This is a genomic window from Bacteroides sp. AM32-11AC (assembly GCF_003603515.1).
In the GTDB taxonomy this organism is placed as follows: domain Bacteria; phylum Bacteroidota; class Bacteroidia; order Bacteroidales; family Bacteroidaceae; genus Bacteroides; species Bacteroides uniformis.
Genome location: NZ_QTNH01000014.1, coordinates 62,372 through 76,461 on the forward strand (window position 1 = coordinate 62,372; position 14,090 = coordinate 76,461).

At 45.0% G+C, this 14,090-nt stretch carries 7 protein-coding genes; 3 read left to right on the top strand and 4 right to left on the bottom strand.

Going from position 1 to position 14,090, the window contains the following annotated elements; all coding sequences use genetic code 11:
• The first annotated feature begins 5 nt into the window (after positions 1–5).
• The 3 genes from secA (at position 6) to DW800_RS15275 (ending at position 5,125) form a co-directional block, all read left to right on the top strand.
• Positions 6–3,341 carry a preprotein translocase subunit SecA gene (gene secA, locus DW800_RS15265; RefSeq protein WP_117704024.1) on the top strand — a complete coding sequence of 1,112 codons (3,336 nt, stop codon included), beginning with the start codon at positions 6–8 and terminating at the stop codon, positions 3,339–3,341.
• Positions 3,342–3,511: 170 nt separating this feature from the next.
• Entirely contained in the window at positions 3,512–4,612 is a 1,101-nt protein-coding gene (locus tag DW800_RS15270; RefSeq protein WP_117600444.1) for a DUF6340 family protein, read from the top strand.
• Positions 4,613–4,678: 66 nt separating this feature from the next.
• Positions 4,679–5,125, top strand: a complete 447-nt coding sequence (locus DW800_RS15275; protein WP_117600445.1) for a hypothetical protein — start codon at positions 4,679–4,681, stop codon at positions 5,123–5,125.
• A gap of 108 nt (positions 5,126–5,233) precedes the next feature.
• Here the strand turns inward: DW800_RS15275 and DW800_RS15280 are convergent, their stop codons facing one another.
• The 4 genes from DW800_RS15280 to DW800_RS15295 all read right to left on the bottom strand — a co-directional run bounded on the left by DW800_RS15280 (position 5,234) and on the right by DW800_RS15295 (position 14,085).
• Positions 5,234–8,236, bottom strand: a complete 3,003-nt coding sequence (locus tag DW800_RS15280) for a glycosyl hydrolase family 28-related protein (RefSeq protein ID WP_119958182.1) — start codon at positions 8,234–8,236, stop codon at positions 5,234–5,236.
• A gap of 29 nt (positions 8,237–8,265) precedes the next feature.
• Positions 8,266–11,280: a glycosyl hydrolase family 28-related protein gene (locus DW800_RS15285; protein WP_005831969.1), complete on the bottom strand. Its 3,015-nt coding sequence runs from the start codon at positions 11,278–11,280 to the stop codon at positions 8,266–8,268.
• Positions 11,281–11,351: 71 nt separating this feature from the next.
• Positions 11,352–12,068: a DUF3823 domain-containing protein gene (locus DW800_RS15290; RefSeq protein WP_005831972.1), complete on the bottom strand. Its 717-nt coding sequence runs from the start codon at positions 12,066–12,068 to the stop codon at positions 11,352–11,354.
• A gap of 25 nt (positions 12,069–12,093) precedes the next feature.
• On the bottom strand, positions 12,094–14,085 hold the full coding sequence (locus DW800_RS15295) for a RagB/SusD family nutrient uptake outer membrane protein (protein WP_005831973.1): 1,992 nt from the start codon (positions 14,083–14,085) through the stop codon (positions 12,094–12,096).
• Positions 14,086–14,090 lie beyond the last annotated feature (5 nt).

A 14,090-nucleotide genomic window follows, 5' to 3' on the forward strand; every position in this document is an offset into this window, starting at 1 on the left:
ATATAATGGGATTTAATGAATTTTTAAGCTCGATTTTCGGCAACAAATCCACACGCGACATGAAAGAAATACAACCGTGGGTGGAGAAAATCAAAGCCGCTTACCCGGAAGTAGCCAAACTCGACAATGACGCCCTACGCGCCAAGACAGAAGAACTGAAAGCCTACATCCACGATTCGGCAGCCGAACAACGCGCCAAAGTGGAAGAACTGAAAGCCAGCGTTGAAGATACCGAACTGGAAAAACGCGAAGACCTCTTCAACCAAATCGACAAAATCGAGAAAGAGATATTGGAGATTTATGAAAAAGCACTGGACGAAGTATTACCCACCGCTTTCTCTATCGTAAAGGAAACAGCCAAACGGTTCTCTGAAAATGAAGAAGTAGTGGTTACAGCTACCGATTTTGACCGTCAACTGGCTGCCACTAAAGATTTTGTACGCATCGAAGGAGATAAAGCCATCTACCAGAACCATTGGATAGCAGGTGGTAACGATACCGTATGGAACATGGTACATTATGATGTACAGCTATTCGGTGGTGTGGTTCTGCATAAAGGTAAGATTGCCGAAATGGCAACCGGTGAAGGTAAGACATTGGTAGCTACCCTACCGGTATTCCTCAATGCCCTGACCGGTAATGGCGTGCACGTGGTAACAGTGAACGACTATCTGGCAAAACGTGACTCCGAATGGATGGGCCCTCTTTACATGTTCCACGGTTTGAGTGTAGATTGCATCGACAAGCACCAGCCCAACTCTGACGCCCGTCGCAAAGCTTATCTGGCAGACATCACGTTCGGTACAAACAATGAATTCGGTTTCGACTACCTGCGTGACAACATGGCTATCAGCCCCAAAGACCTGGTACAGCGCCAGCATAATTATGCCATTGTCGATGAGGTAGACTCAGTATTGATTGATGATGCCCGTACTCCGCTGATTATCTCCGGACCGGTTCCCAAAGGCGACGACCAACTCTTCGAACAGCTCCGCCCGCAAGTGGAACGCTTGGTAGAAGCTCAGAAAAAACTGGCTACCCAATATCTGGCCGATGCCAAGCGCCTGATTGCATCAAACGATAAGAAAGACCAGGAAGAAGGCTTCCTCGCTTTGTACCGCAGCCACAAGTGTTTGCCCAAGAACAAGGCGCTCATCAAGTTCCTCAGCGAACAAGGCATCAAGGCCGGTATGCTGAAGACCGAAGAAATCTACATGGAGCAAAACAACAAGCGCATGCACGAGGTGACTGACCCGCTGTACTTCGTTATCGAAGAGAAAATGAACAGTGTGGATCTGACAGACAAGGGCGTAGACTTGATTAGTGGCAATGTAGAGGACCCCACTTTCTTCGTACTCCCTGATATCACCGCGCAACTCTCTGCCCTGGAAAACGAAACAGAGCTAACAGACGAACAGCGCCTTGAAAAGAAGGATGCCCTGATGACCAACTATGCCATCAAAAGCGAACGTGTGCATACCATCAACCAACTGTTGAAGGCATACACCATGTTCGAGAAAGATGACGAATATGTGGTAATCGACGGCCAAGTGAAGATTGTGGATGAGCAGACGGGACGTATCATGGAAGGACGTCGTTATTCTGACGGTTTGCACCAAGCCATCGAAGCCAAAGAAGGCGTGAAAGTAGAAGCTGCCACCCAGACTTTTGCCACCATTACATTACAGAACTATTTCCGTATGTACCACAAACTATCCGGTATGACCGGTACGGCAGAAACAGAAGCCGGCGAGTTGTGGGACATCTACAAACTGGATGTAGTGGTTATTCCGACCAACCGCCCCATTGCCCGTAACGACATGAATGACCGCGTTTACAAGACAAAACGTGAAAAATATAAAGCAGTCATCGAAGAGATAGAAAAAATGGTGGCAGCAGGACGCCCCGTACTGGTGGGTACCACTTCTGTTGAAATCTCTGAAATGTTGAGCAAAATGCTCACCATGCGTAAGATTGAACATAGTGTATTGAATGCCAAACTGCATCAGAAAGAAGCGGATATTGTGGCTACTGCCGGTTTGAAATGTGCTGTAACCATTGCTACCAATATGGCCGGTCGTGGTACCGACATCAAGCTGAGTCCGGAAGTGAAAGCTGCAGGCGGTCTTGCCATCATCGGTACAGAACGCCACGAATCACGCCGTGTGGACCGTCAGTTACGTGGTCGTGCAGGACGTCAAGGCGACCCGGGTTCTTCTGTATTCTTCGTATCTTTGGAAGATGACCTGATGCGTTTGTTCTCCAGTGACCGCATTGCCAGTGTAATGGACAAACTGGGTTTCAAAGAAGGTGAAATGATTGAACACGGCATGATTTCCAAATCCATTGAACGTGCGCAAAAGAAAGTTGAGGAAAACAACTTCGGCATCCGTAAGCGTCTGTTGGAATATGACGACGTGATGAACAAGCAACGTACAGTAGTCTACACCAAACGCCGCCACGCTTTGATGGGCGAACGTATCGGTATGGATATCGTGAACATGATTTGGGACCGTTGTGCCAACGCCGTCGAAGCACCCGACTATGAAAACTGCAAGATGGATGTGCTCCAGACGCTTGCCATGGAAGTACCTTTCACCGAAGAGGAATTCCGTAATGAGAAGAAAGAAAAACTGGCAGACAGAACTTTTGACGCTGCCATGGAACTCTTCAAGCGCAAGACAGAACGTATGGCACAGATAGCCTATCCGGTCATCAAGCAAGTATACGAAATGCAGGGACACATGTACGAAAACATACTTATCCCCATCACAGACGGAAAACGTATGTACAACATCTCCTGCAACCTGAAGAAAGCTTACGAGACAGAATGTAAGGAGGTGGTGAAGTCATTCGAGAAATCCATCTTGCTGCATGTTATCGACGAAGCATGGAAAGAAAACCTGCGCGAGCTGGACGAGCTGAAACACTCCGTGCAGAATGCAAGTTACGAGCAGAAAGACCCGCTACTGATTTACAAACTGGAATCTGTGAACTTGTTTGATGCAATGGTCAACAAAATCAATAACCAGACCATCTCTATCCTGATGCGTGGACAAATCCCGGTACAAGAGGCTCCGGCTGAAGCCCCTGAGGCTCCCCAGACTCCCCACCAAGTAGAGGTGCGCCAGGCTGCTCCGGAACAACGCCAGGATATGAGCAAGTATCGCGAACAGAAGGTTGATTTGAATGACCCGAACCAGCAGGCCGCTGCGGCACAAGATACACGTGAACAACCAAGACGCGAACCTATCCGTGCCGAGAAGACCGTAGGACGCAATGATCCTTGTCCTTGCGGAAGCGGTAAGAAATACAAAAACTGCCACGGAAGGAATGCATAAATCAAAGCTATAAAATGATAAGGCGATAGGGTGATAAGATGATACCGTCAGGTATCTTTTATCACCCTATCACTTTTTCTCCTGCCACATTATCACATTTTTTATTCGTTCCAGCTTTTGAATATTCAGCTAAAAGAGTACTTTTGCTCCAAAGAACAAAACCAAAGACTATGACCAAATATCACTATTGTCTGTTATTGATGGGGTCTCTGCTGTTAGGCAGCTGCCAGAGTGTAGAACAACTGTCCATTGATTATATGCTTCCGGCAGAAGTCAGTTTCCCGGCAACACTGAAACGTGTGGCTGTTGTCAACAACATGCCAAACGTACCGGACAACAAACTCATCATCAGTGAGGAAGAACAGAAAAAAAGTGAGAATGAGGTGGCACGCCTCACCAACTACTACAATGGAGACGCCGCAATAACAACCGAATCCCTTGCAGAGGCCCTTGCCAACGAAAACTACTTTGAAGAGGTTGTGATATGCGACTCTGCCCTCCGGAGTAAAGACATCAATCCCCGCGAAAGCACATTATCGAGGGATGAAGTACTGGAACTTACACAGAATTTGGACGTAGATTTCCTGATAGCCCTGGAAAACATACAAATGCGTTCCAATCGCAAGATAAGTTATATGCCCAACTGGGGTGTGTTCCTCGGCACAGTGGATGTAAAGGTATATCCTACCGTCAGAATATATTTGCCTAACCGCAAAGGTCCTATGGTAACCGTCAACAGCAATGACAGTATTTTCTGGGAAGAGGCAGGAAATGGTGAAGCGTCAGTACGTTCCCGCCTCATCAGCGAAGAAGACATGGTGAAGCAAGCATCTGAATTTGCAGGAACAGTTCCGGTAAGACATCTACTCCCCTATTGGAAAACCGGTAACCGCTATCTCTTCAGTGGTGGTTCTGTAAATATGCGTGATGCAGCCGTATATGCCAAAGAAGAAAATTGGAGTAAAGCAGTAGAACTCTGGAAGCAGACCTACGAAACAAAAAAAGGAAAACAGAAAATGTATGCAGCCTATAACACCGCTTTGGGCTACGAAATGCAAGACAGCATAGATACTGCCTTGGAATGGGCATTAAAAGCGCAAACCCTTGCCCGTGAGAAAAGCAAGACAGACAAAAAAGAGACAGGCGAAATACATGATGGAACCATCTCCTATTACATCTTTATCAGCATGTATGTAGACGAATTGGAGAAACGAAAAGAGGGAATGGCACGCCTGAACATGCAAATGAACAGATTTGATGATGATTTTTAGTCAAATGATGCAGAGATAACCGTTTTTTTTATACCTTTGAACAACCATTAAGAAAAGAAAGTTATTATGAAGCTCAGTCAATCGTCATTAGCACTCTTGGAGGACACTCTTAAAAAAGCAATCGGCAAATACACCTGCGGTTGCGAACAGACTATCGTTACAGACATTCATCTGCAACCGAATCAGAATTCGGGCGAACTGTCTATCTTTGATGATGAAGACAAGGAGCTAGCCAATACCACCATTGAAGAATGGATGACATACGAGGGAGATGATTTCTACGAAAATGTAGAGCGTATCTTGTCCTCACTGCTCTGCAACATGAAAAATGAAGGAAAGTTCGACAAGCTGACTATTCTGAAACCATTCTCTTTTGTACTGGTGGATGATGATAGAGAAACAATAGCAGAACTGTTGCTGATGGATGATGATACTCTATTGGTCAATGAAGAGCTACTGAAAGGATTGGATGAGGAACTGGATTCTTTTCTGAAAGAGCTGCTGGAAAAATAATATTCCAAACAATCAGCCTATAAGGAAAAGAGACCTTCTTATAATAAATTAGCCCCTGCGATATAAAACAACCGCAGGGGCTAATTCTTTTTTTACCTACACCAATACCTAACGTATCTTAATTCCATAGAAAGAACTTGAGGTGGTAACAAAAAGTATATCCTTCTGCCTTCCACCAATTGCCAAGGAAATCGGGCGTTCTTCTATCTGAATACGTCTCTGCTCTTTACCATATTTGTCATAGACAAATATTTCACCATCAGCAACATAGACATTCCCATCAGCATCGGTCACATTACTGTATTGGCCATAAGGACATATTATTCCTTGTTCTGTCAAACGGCCATCCACACCAACGGAAAGTTGTACTGTCGTTTTATTCATCTCATTTACAATATAAACCGGTTCTGACTGACCGGGCACTGTAACAGTCAAAGCACAAGAACGTCCCAAATCATAGGTATCCGGAATAATTGTCACGCCATCCGGAGCGACAAAACTATACTCAGGCATACTGGCAACCACCTTGTCAAAGTCACCTCTCCAGCGACTGGAAGGGTGAATGACCTTCTGTATATTCTTCATACCGGCTGTAACAACACGTGGCATAGGCTTCATCGTAGCATCCACGCTATCCGGATTAAAAGAATACCCCCAAGCACTCCAGCCACTGTTACCCCAACCACTGTACATCGGATTATCATCCGGCAAGCGCACTACCGTTTCCTGCTTGCCGTTCACCAGATAACCCGGCTGAGGGTCATAGCGGAAAATAACCAGCAGATTGTCTTGCGTATCAGTGGCCAATGTAAAAGGCTTCCAGGGATAATCAGCTATCAAAGTAATCTGCTCCGTGTCTGCCGACCATCTATAGATTTTCTTCAGACGGTTTTCACAGAAGTAGATATTTCCTTTACTGTCGGTAGTAGCTCCGGAGGCCAGTTCAAAACCGGTAGCCAGCTTCACAGGCTTGTCCATGACCGTGCAGGAAGGGCGAAGGCTCTTCTCGCTACCCGAAACAGTGAGACGGGCAAAGTCCCACGAATAAACGGGCAACTTCTTATTCATATCATATATAGGAAACTCTATGACTGGTAATATCTGCGTATAATTGTGCATATTACGGAAAGTGATATTCTTGCAATCCCATATGCGGAAACCTATCCTCTTCGGCATAAAGGCACGGATTACGCGATACATCCACACATTTACCATTTCGATATTTTGACAGTTGGACATTTCTGCCATATAACAATCAGGCCCTTCACGACCTTCTTCCTCAAACTGGAAAGCATAAATTTTCCAGTTGGCCACATTATGGAAACGGGCTTCAGTACGGACATGATGCTCCAAAGACATGGCATAAATACGTCCCGGAGTCTTCGTTTCGCTAATATAAAGCCCACTGGCAGCATACGTACTGGCTGTCCAAACATCCTTAATTGTCCCGCCACCATTGTTTGTAATCCACAAACTCCAATACTGGTTGTCCCAAGCCATATCCTTACCAGTCTCCATGACCGGAGAAGACGGGGAACTAATTCGACGCTCGCCCCTGCGGTAAGACGACTGTCCGGAAGCATTCGGAGCCGGTTTGCGCAAGGTACCGTGCCCGCCTACAAACTTCACATCATTCAAGTACGAACGCTCACCCGCCATCCATTTACAGCCGACAGCACGGTAATTATACGCACCGGTATTAATACCTATGCCATTCAGCACGTCGTCGCCGCCTTCGGAAGATTCAACCAAAGGCACAGGCATACCGAAACCACTGAATGCAGGCTCGCTTTCCTTCAACAGAAATTGAGTCCCAAAAGGATGCAGCCCAATCAGCTTAGTACCGGGAGACAGCTTCAACGTTCTCGTCAGACGATACCACCCCTGGGGCACATAGATGTTTTTATGCAAAGAGACAGCTTTCTCAAAAACTTCCGTATCATCAGTCTCGCCATCACCTTTTGCCCCTAAGTCGCGGATATTGACCCATGTCTCCATTGCCGGAAGAACCGGAAGGTCCTTGCCAAGTGTAACCGGCTGTTTTGCCACCGGCTCTATTTCACATATTTCCCTGAAAGAAGAAGCATCATTCAAATCCTGATACACCAGACCGTAAGTAAACTCCTTGACTCTGTACATTTTTGCTTTTCCGGCAACTTTCTTTCCACTTTGAGCATAGTCCACCAGTACGGGAACATTCCTACAATCCACATTCACCAGATTCAATTGCGAAAAAGTATTTCCCTCCACGCTTACCCTGACACCGGCTTCCGAAATATTCTCCCACAACGAATTCTCCACATGAAGGCGGTCTGCCAGATTCTCTGCCATTTCAAAGGCAACGGGCGTATTCTTCACATGCATATTGACGATGGCAAACCCCACCTCTTTTGAATAGACAGCCGCCTTTCTCTGCCCCTCAAAGTAAGTATCGACCATCATCATAGGCCATCCCGGAGAAGTCCTGGAGGAAATTATCCCATATTCACCGCCATAAAACCTGACGTCTTCCAGTTCATTGCCAACATCATACATGCCGGCTTTTCCCGAACCAATCCGAATGTCGCAATGATTGATAAATCCATGCTGGGCAAAATGCGCACGAATGGCGACGGCTTGAGGATTACCTTTGTCTATACGGAAATCCACATTGGACACCGCACTATAGAAAGTACCTGCACCAGCATCCGAAGGCTTCCTGCCCTCTTGTGCCAGCCCTCCCGTAAACCATATCATATAATTTTGAGTAGTCTGGAAACCGGGTGTATCGGCTCCCAAATAAATCACCGGCCGTTTCTTCCCATAACCAATCAGCCGAATGGATGAGGGAATTTGAATCGTCTTGCTAATGCGATAATTTCCTTCCGGCAGAAACAGTATCCCAAAATTCTTTTCGCGCTTCACCTGATTGATTGCCTCTTGAAGCGCATCGGTCACGTCGGACTTTCCATCAGCCTTGAAGCCGTAATTCTCCGGGGTAAAGTAGAATGCTTCCGGATCGTCCGGTCTTTGCGTATAGGCGGAACCACCCCCTACCGCCCACCCGGACGACATATTACAGATAATCCAACAGACTATCAGCAGGTATCTCATTATTTGATAATTTCTCATTACACAGATTGTTTTAATATGGATTTTCCTTATTTAATACGTACACCAAAGAACTTGGAACGGCCTGTGACAAACAATGTATTGCCATCCTTACCGCCAAACTGTAATGTGGACGGACGTTCGGGAACACGAATCATCCCTTTCTTCTTGCCATCCTTATCAAATACATATATTTCTCCGTCAGCCACATACAAGTTCCCTTCCTTATCTACAGCAGAACCAAATTCGCCCTGCTCCACAAAATAGCTCAAGTTGGAGAGCGTGCCGTCATTGGCCACATCCATCTTCACCATTCTGCGGTCATATTCATCAGATGTATAGAAAGGCTTTCCCGGATAGGCTTCCAGCAGGGAAGAACTACGTGACAAGTCGAAATAATGAGGAATGATAGTTTTTCCATCCGGTGCCAGGAAGCACATTTCAGGAACATAGACCGACACCGCATTGAAATCGTGGAAGTCTCTCCAACGGTTAGAAGGATAAAGAGCCTTATACACGTTCTTCACTTGACCCATCGGAACACGCGGCAACAGTTTGATGGTCTCTTCCGGATTTTCCGGGTCAATGGAGTAGACTCTCATTGTATATGCGGAATTACCATATCCGCTGAAAGAAGTACCTTTTGTATCAGGCATTACCGGCATTTCCTCCGGCTTACCATTAATCAGATATCCCGGCTGCGCATCATATCTGAACAATACCAATAGATTATCTTCTGAATCAAAAGCCAGGTTGGAGGGTTTCCACGGGAAATCTGCCAGCAGCGACAAGCTGTTTGTCTCTACCGACCACTTAAAGATACGACGCATCCGATGGTCGCAGAAGTAAATGTTACCTTTACTGTCGCGCGCAATGCCTTCGGCAAATTCCAAATCGGAAGCCAATTGGTTCACCTTACCTATTTCATTGCCTAACGATTGCTGATGAGGTTCTTTTCCGGTTACAATCAAGCGAGAAAGTTCCCACGGGCGGATGTCAATGTCTTTGTTGACATCGAACACTGCAATGTTATTCGTATATTTAATCTGAGAATAGTTATGCAGGTTCAGAAATGCGATGTTCTCGCAATTGCGGATACGTACAGAACTGTGATACGGTTCATTGACACGGATAACGCGGAACATATACAAGTTTGCAAAGGTCACATCTTTGCAGTCGTCCATCTCTATCGGTTGGCAATCGGTACTTTCGCGGCTCTCTTCCTCGGTTTGCATGCAATACACCTTCCAGTTGGACACCTTGCTGAAACGTACTTCATTTCTTACATGATGCTCGATGGACATGGCATAGATACGCCCCGGAGTAGAAGTATTGTTGGCATAGAAACCATTGGTGGCATATGTGCTTGCTGTCCAGATATCTTTAAAGGTGCCACCACCGTTGTTGGTCACCCACAGACTCCAATACTGGTTGTCCCAAGCAAGATCCATGCCCGAAGCCGCTACCGGATTATCGGGAGAACTGATACGAGCCGGTCTGTTCCACCGGCCACGTGGTTCCTCAACACCCGGTTTAGGTTTCCATAAACCGCCATGCCCGCCTACAAACTTCACGTCATTCATATAAGAATCTGCATTTGCCATCCACTTCACACCTACAGCACGATAGTTATAACCGCCGGTATTGATACCAATGCCCATCAGCATATTTGCACCGCCTTCCGAAGATTCCACCATCGCTTTCGGACCGCCAAAACCACTGAATGCAGCAGTACTTTCGTCCAGCCGGAACTGAGTGCCAAAAGGATGCAGGCCTATCAACTTGGTATCGGGCTTCATCTTCAAAGTTTCGGTAATGCGATACCAGCCCTGGGGCACATAGATATTATCGTACTTGTCAATAGCCTCCTGGATGGCCTTCGTATCATCCGTTTCCCCATCTCCCTTTGCACCGAATTCGCGCAGATTTACCCATGTTGCCATTGCAGGCAGTGCAGGGATGTCCATCAGTTGGGCAACCGGCATCTTCTGTATCGGTTCAATATCAACCAACGTTTCATATTCCGGCATATCCACCATGTCATCCATCTGCAAGCCGTGGTCGTATGACTTTACCTTATAGATTTTATGAGAAACATGGGTGGCCGTATTGCTACGGGTATATTTCGCCAAGGTCGGTACATTCTTACAATATACATTGCGAAAGGTTATCTGATTGTTGCTGTTGTTCTCGTTGGTAATCACCACTGCCGGACCACTTACATTTTCAAAATAGCTGTTTTCCAAAAATAACTTGTCGCAATAATTAGGGTCAATATCAAATACAGCCGGAACATTCTTGGCATACAGATTCACCATTGCCAAACCGGACTCCTGACAACGAAGAGCAGCTACACGTTGTCCCTCAAAATAAGAGTCGACCATCATTACCGGCCATCCGGGAGAAGCTTTTGTCGTATAAATGCCATAATCTCCCCCGTAAAAAGCAACGTTTTCCAACTCATTGCCCACATCGAACAGACCAGCCTTGCCTTTACCTATGTATACGGCCACATAACTGATAAAACTGTGTTGGGCAAAGTGTGTGCGTAGCGCCACTGCATGCGGATTACCATCTTCTATGCGCAAGTTGATATTCGACATGGCACTGTAGAACGTACTGGCACCGGCATCACGGGGTTTCTCACCTTCCTTGACAACGGCTCCCGTAAACCAGAACATGTATTTAGCTTTTCCTTTATCATCAGCTACTTCCTCCTGAAAACCCGGAGAATTCTTAGCCAGAATAAATTCCGGGCGATTCTTTCCATAGCCAATCAAACGAATAGCCGTAGGAATATAAATGGTCTTGCTGATTTTATATTTACCTTCAGGGATAAAAAGGATTCCGAAATTCTTTTCTTTCTTCACTTGATTAATCGCTGCCTGCAAAGCATCCGATACATCCATCTTTCCATCCGCCTTTATAGGATAGTTCTCGGGAGTGAAATAAAAAGCTTCGGAGTCATTGGGTTTTAGAGGATAAATCGAATTCAATTGTACAGCATACAACTGAGTACATATCATCCCCAGCAAAATTAAAATAATCGTGTTCAATTTCTTCATGGTCTTATTTTTAATGTATGGATAAAAAAAGACGTTCTGCCGTCAAGCAGAACGTCTCCCTCTGCTATAAATTACAATTTTATAACTACTACCGGCGCATAATTATGCCGTACAGTGCCCACACCCGAAACATCAGCCAGAGCGCCAATACGGAAATAATAATTCTTGCTGTATTTCAAGACATCAGCATTTTGTCCCAGATCGATGGACAATGTATAAATATCAGCGCTATTTATAGCAGTACTCGGACTAAACACTTGCTTATCAGTCCCTCCATTCAACGTCAATTTCACATTGTTACCTACCCACATATCTGAAAAAGCAAACAACTGAATCTCTTTCAATTTCACTTCTTGTTTACCAGCTTCCAACGAGAATGTAGCAGTAATTACATTGCCATTCTTTTCTACTTTTGGACTTTTGACGCGAATATAAGGAATAACCTTGAAATCATACACATTATCCCCTGACTTAACAACAAAATCCTTCACTTCAAATGGATAAAAATTCCCATTTTCAAAACGAACATCATAAGTGGCAGCAAAAACCATATTGTTACGATATTCTCCGGTATTTGTGATATACCAGGTTTGATCCGTAGCATTAGTAAATCCATGCTCCCTCACTTTAATTGCATTACCGTTTTCCATATCGGAACCTACAAGTTCACCTGTCTGTTCGTCAAGGATAGAACCATGTATGGAAGCATCCGGTCCCTCATAATTATCAATTTCACAAGATGTCAATGCAAATAAGAAGCATGACACAAATAACAATATCTTTTTCATAACTTTCTACTTAATATTATTCAAATTAATGACCTGGATTCTGAACTAAACCATTCGTGGCAATATTAGGTATGCCCCTATAGTAGTTGATGTTCTGGAAAGTACGCCCTCCTCTTGTTTCGTCACCAAAGTAGTTCACCCTTGCAAAGACATATTTAGGCTCTGCACCACGCAAGTCAAGCATCGGCACCAAAGCTTTACGAATTCTATTATTGCTGAACTCAGTATGGAATTCCCTACGACGATTCATATCCCAAAAACGCTTTCCTTCAAACGCCATCTCCACACGACGTTCCTTCAAAACACTCTCTAATGTCAAAGATATCCGGTCGGTATGTCCGGCTCTACGTCGCAAAGCATTCAAATAGTTCTCAGCCAATTCCTTATCGCCAAATCCACTACCATTTTCCACAACAGCCTCAGCATAATTCAGGTAGACTTCTGCCAAACGCATATCAATATAAGAGGTAGTGGACGAAAGACGGTCGGGAGACATGCTCTCGCCCTCGGGCATATACTTACGAACTCCAAAACCTGTAGCAGTCCAATTAGCATCCTCACCACTGTTCACATTATTAAATCCAGAGAACATGGTTTCACCTTCGGCTCCTAAAGCATAATATGTTGTTCCATTTTTCTGAGTAGACTCGTTTGAATAAGCCACATAGCTATTATTGTCCTTAATAAATCCGCCCTGGATAATAATCTCAGTGCCGGCATAAGATGAACCCGGCACAACCACACTTGCCAACAGACGTGCATCCTTGTTGGCAAACGGTTCATACAAATCGTTATATTTAACAAAAGGTACCGACATCAAGGTGTTCACTACAGAAGCATTATTCATATTATGGAAATTAGGGATATAAGCATCTTCATTCCCATCCGTACGAGTTACAATCTTTGCACTTTTTCCCGTGCCGTCATCCGTATAATCTTCAAACAAATCAACGATTTCCAACATCGGATTGAAACGTCCATATTTCAGAGCGCCCGGATTGACTTGAGGAAGGATATTAAACTGAGCATAGCTATGTCCTTGATTAGTATTGGTTGTTCCATTAAGATACGCTTTACTGAAAATGACCTCTTCATTCTGGTCATTCAGGAACAAGGCCTGGAAGTTTGATGCAGCCTCCTTAACAGTAGCCGGAGCAGGCTTATAAAGAGATTTACCGGAATTCTCTATAAGGGACTTAGATGCTTCAATACATTCTTTATAGAATGCATCGGCATCGGCAGAAGTCATTCCACCCACCAGTTTCTGAGTGACAGCTTCACCAGCCAAAGGTGCCAGATTCCAATACTTGGCTACAGAAGCTGCATGAAGTGCAACTCTTGACTTCAACGCATAAGCTGCCCACTTGGTTACGCGATACAAATCCGAACCAGAAGTCGCATCGGGCAAAGTAGCAGCAGCAAGGGTGCACTCATTCAATACAAATTTCCAAGTATCCAACTCTGTACTGCGGGGAACTGCCACAGCGCCCGGTCCACCATCGGCATAATCATCGTCCTGCACTTTGTCAATCAGAGGAACGCCTCCATATCTTTTTACAAGCCCATAATACATATAAGCACGTGCAAAATGGGCTTCACCAGTCATACGATCCGCATCTGCAACAGAAATTGTTCCTGCTTCTTTGGCTTTTTCTACATTCTGCATAAAAATATTCACCTGACGAATATCTCCATAGGGCCAATAATTGAATCCTTCGTAACCTATATCCACTCCTCCGTCACTACGGGTAGCTTCGTCGGTAAGAAATGCCAAATTAGTAGTTTCATTCACACCATCATAACCGCGTTGATTAAAACCAGCGTTCGGACGATAATTAAAATCTTCCATAGGAATCATGGTATATATGTTTGCCAATAGTGCCTTTACACCACCTTCTGTCTCCAATAACTGATCGGGAGACACTTTATCCAGCGGTTCAAGTTCCAAGAAGGCATTACAACCGGACAATCCCATCAATGCACATAATGAGAATATCGATAAAATATTTTTTTTCATGGTAT

Excerpts from the sequence above, each read along its gene's own strand:
- DW800_RS15290 (WP_005831972.1), bottom strand. The coding sequence starts at position 12,068 with ATGAAAAAGATATTGTTATTTGTGTCATGCTTCTTATTTGCATTGACA.
- secA (WP_117704024.1), top strand. The coding sequence starts at position 6 with ATGGGATTTAATGAATTTTTAAGCTCGATTTTCGGCAACAAATCCACA.
- DW800_RS15280 (WP_119958182.1), bottom strand. The coding sequence starts at position 8,236 with ATGAGAAATTATCAAATAATGAGATACCTGCTGATAGTCTGTTGGATT.
- DW800_RS15295 (WP_005831973.1), bottom strand. The coding sequence starts at position 14,085 with ATGAAAAAAAATATTTTATCGATATTCTCATTATGTGCATTGATGGGA.
- DW800_RS15270 (WP_117600444.1), top strand. The coding sequence starts at position 3,512 with ATGACCAAATATCACTATTGTCTGTTATTGATGGGGTCTCTGCTGTTA.
- DW800_RS15275 (WP_117600445.1), top strand. The coding sequence starts at position 4,679 with ATGAAGCTCAGTCAATCGTCATTAGCACTCTTGGAGGACACTCTTAAA.
- DW800_RS15285 (WP_005831969.1), bottom strand. The coding sequence starts at position 11,280 with ATGAAGAAATTGAACACGATTATTTTAATTTTGCTGGGGATGATATGT.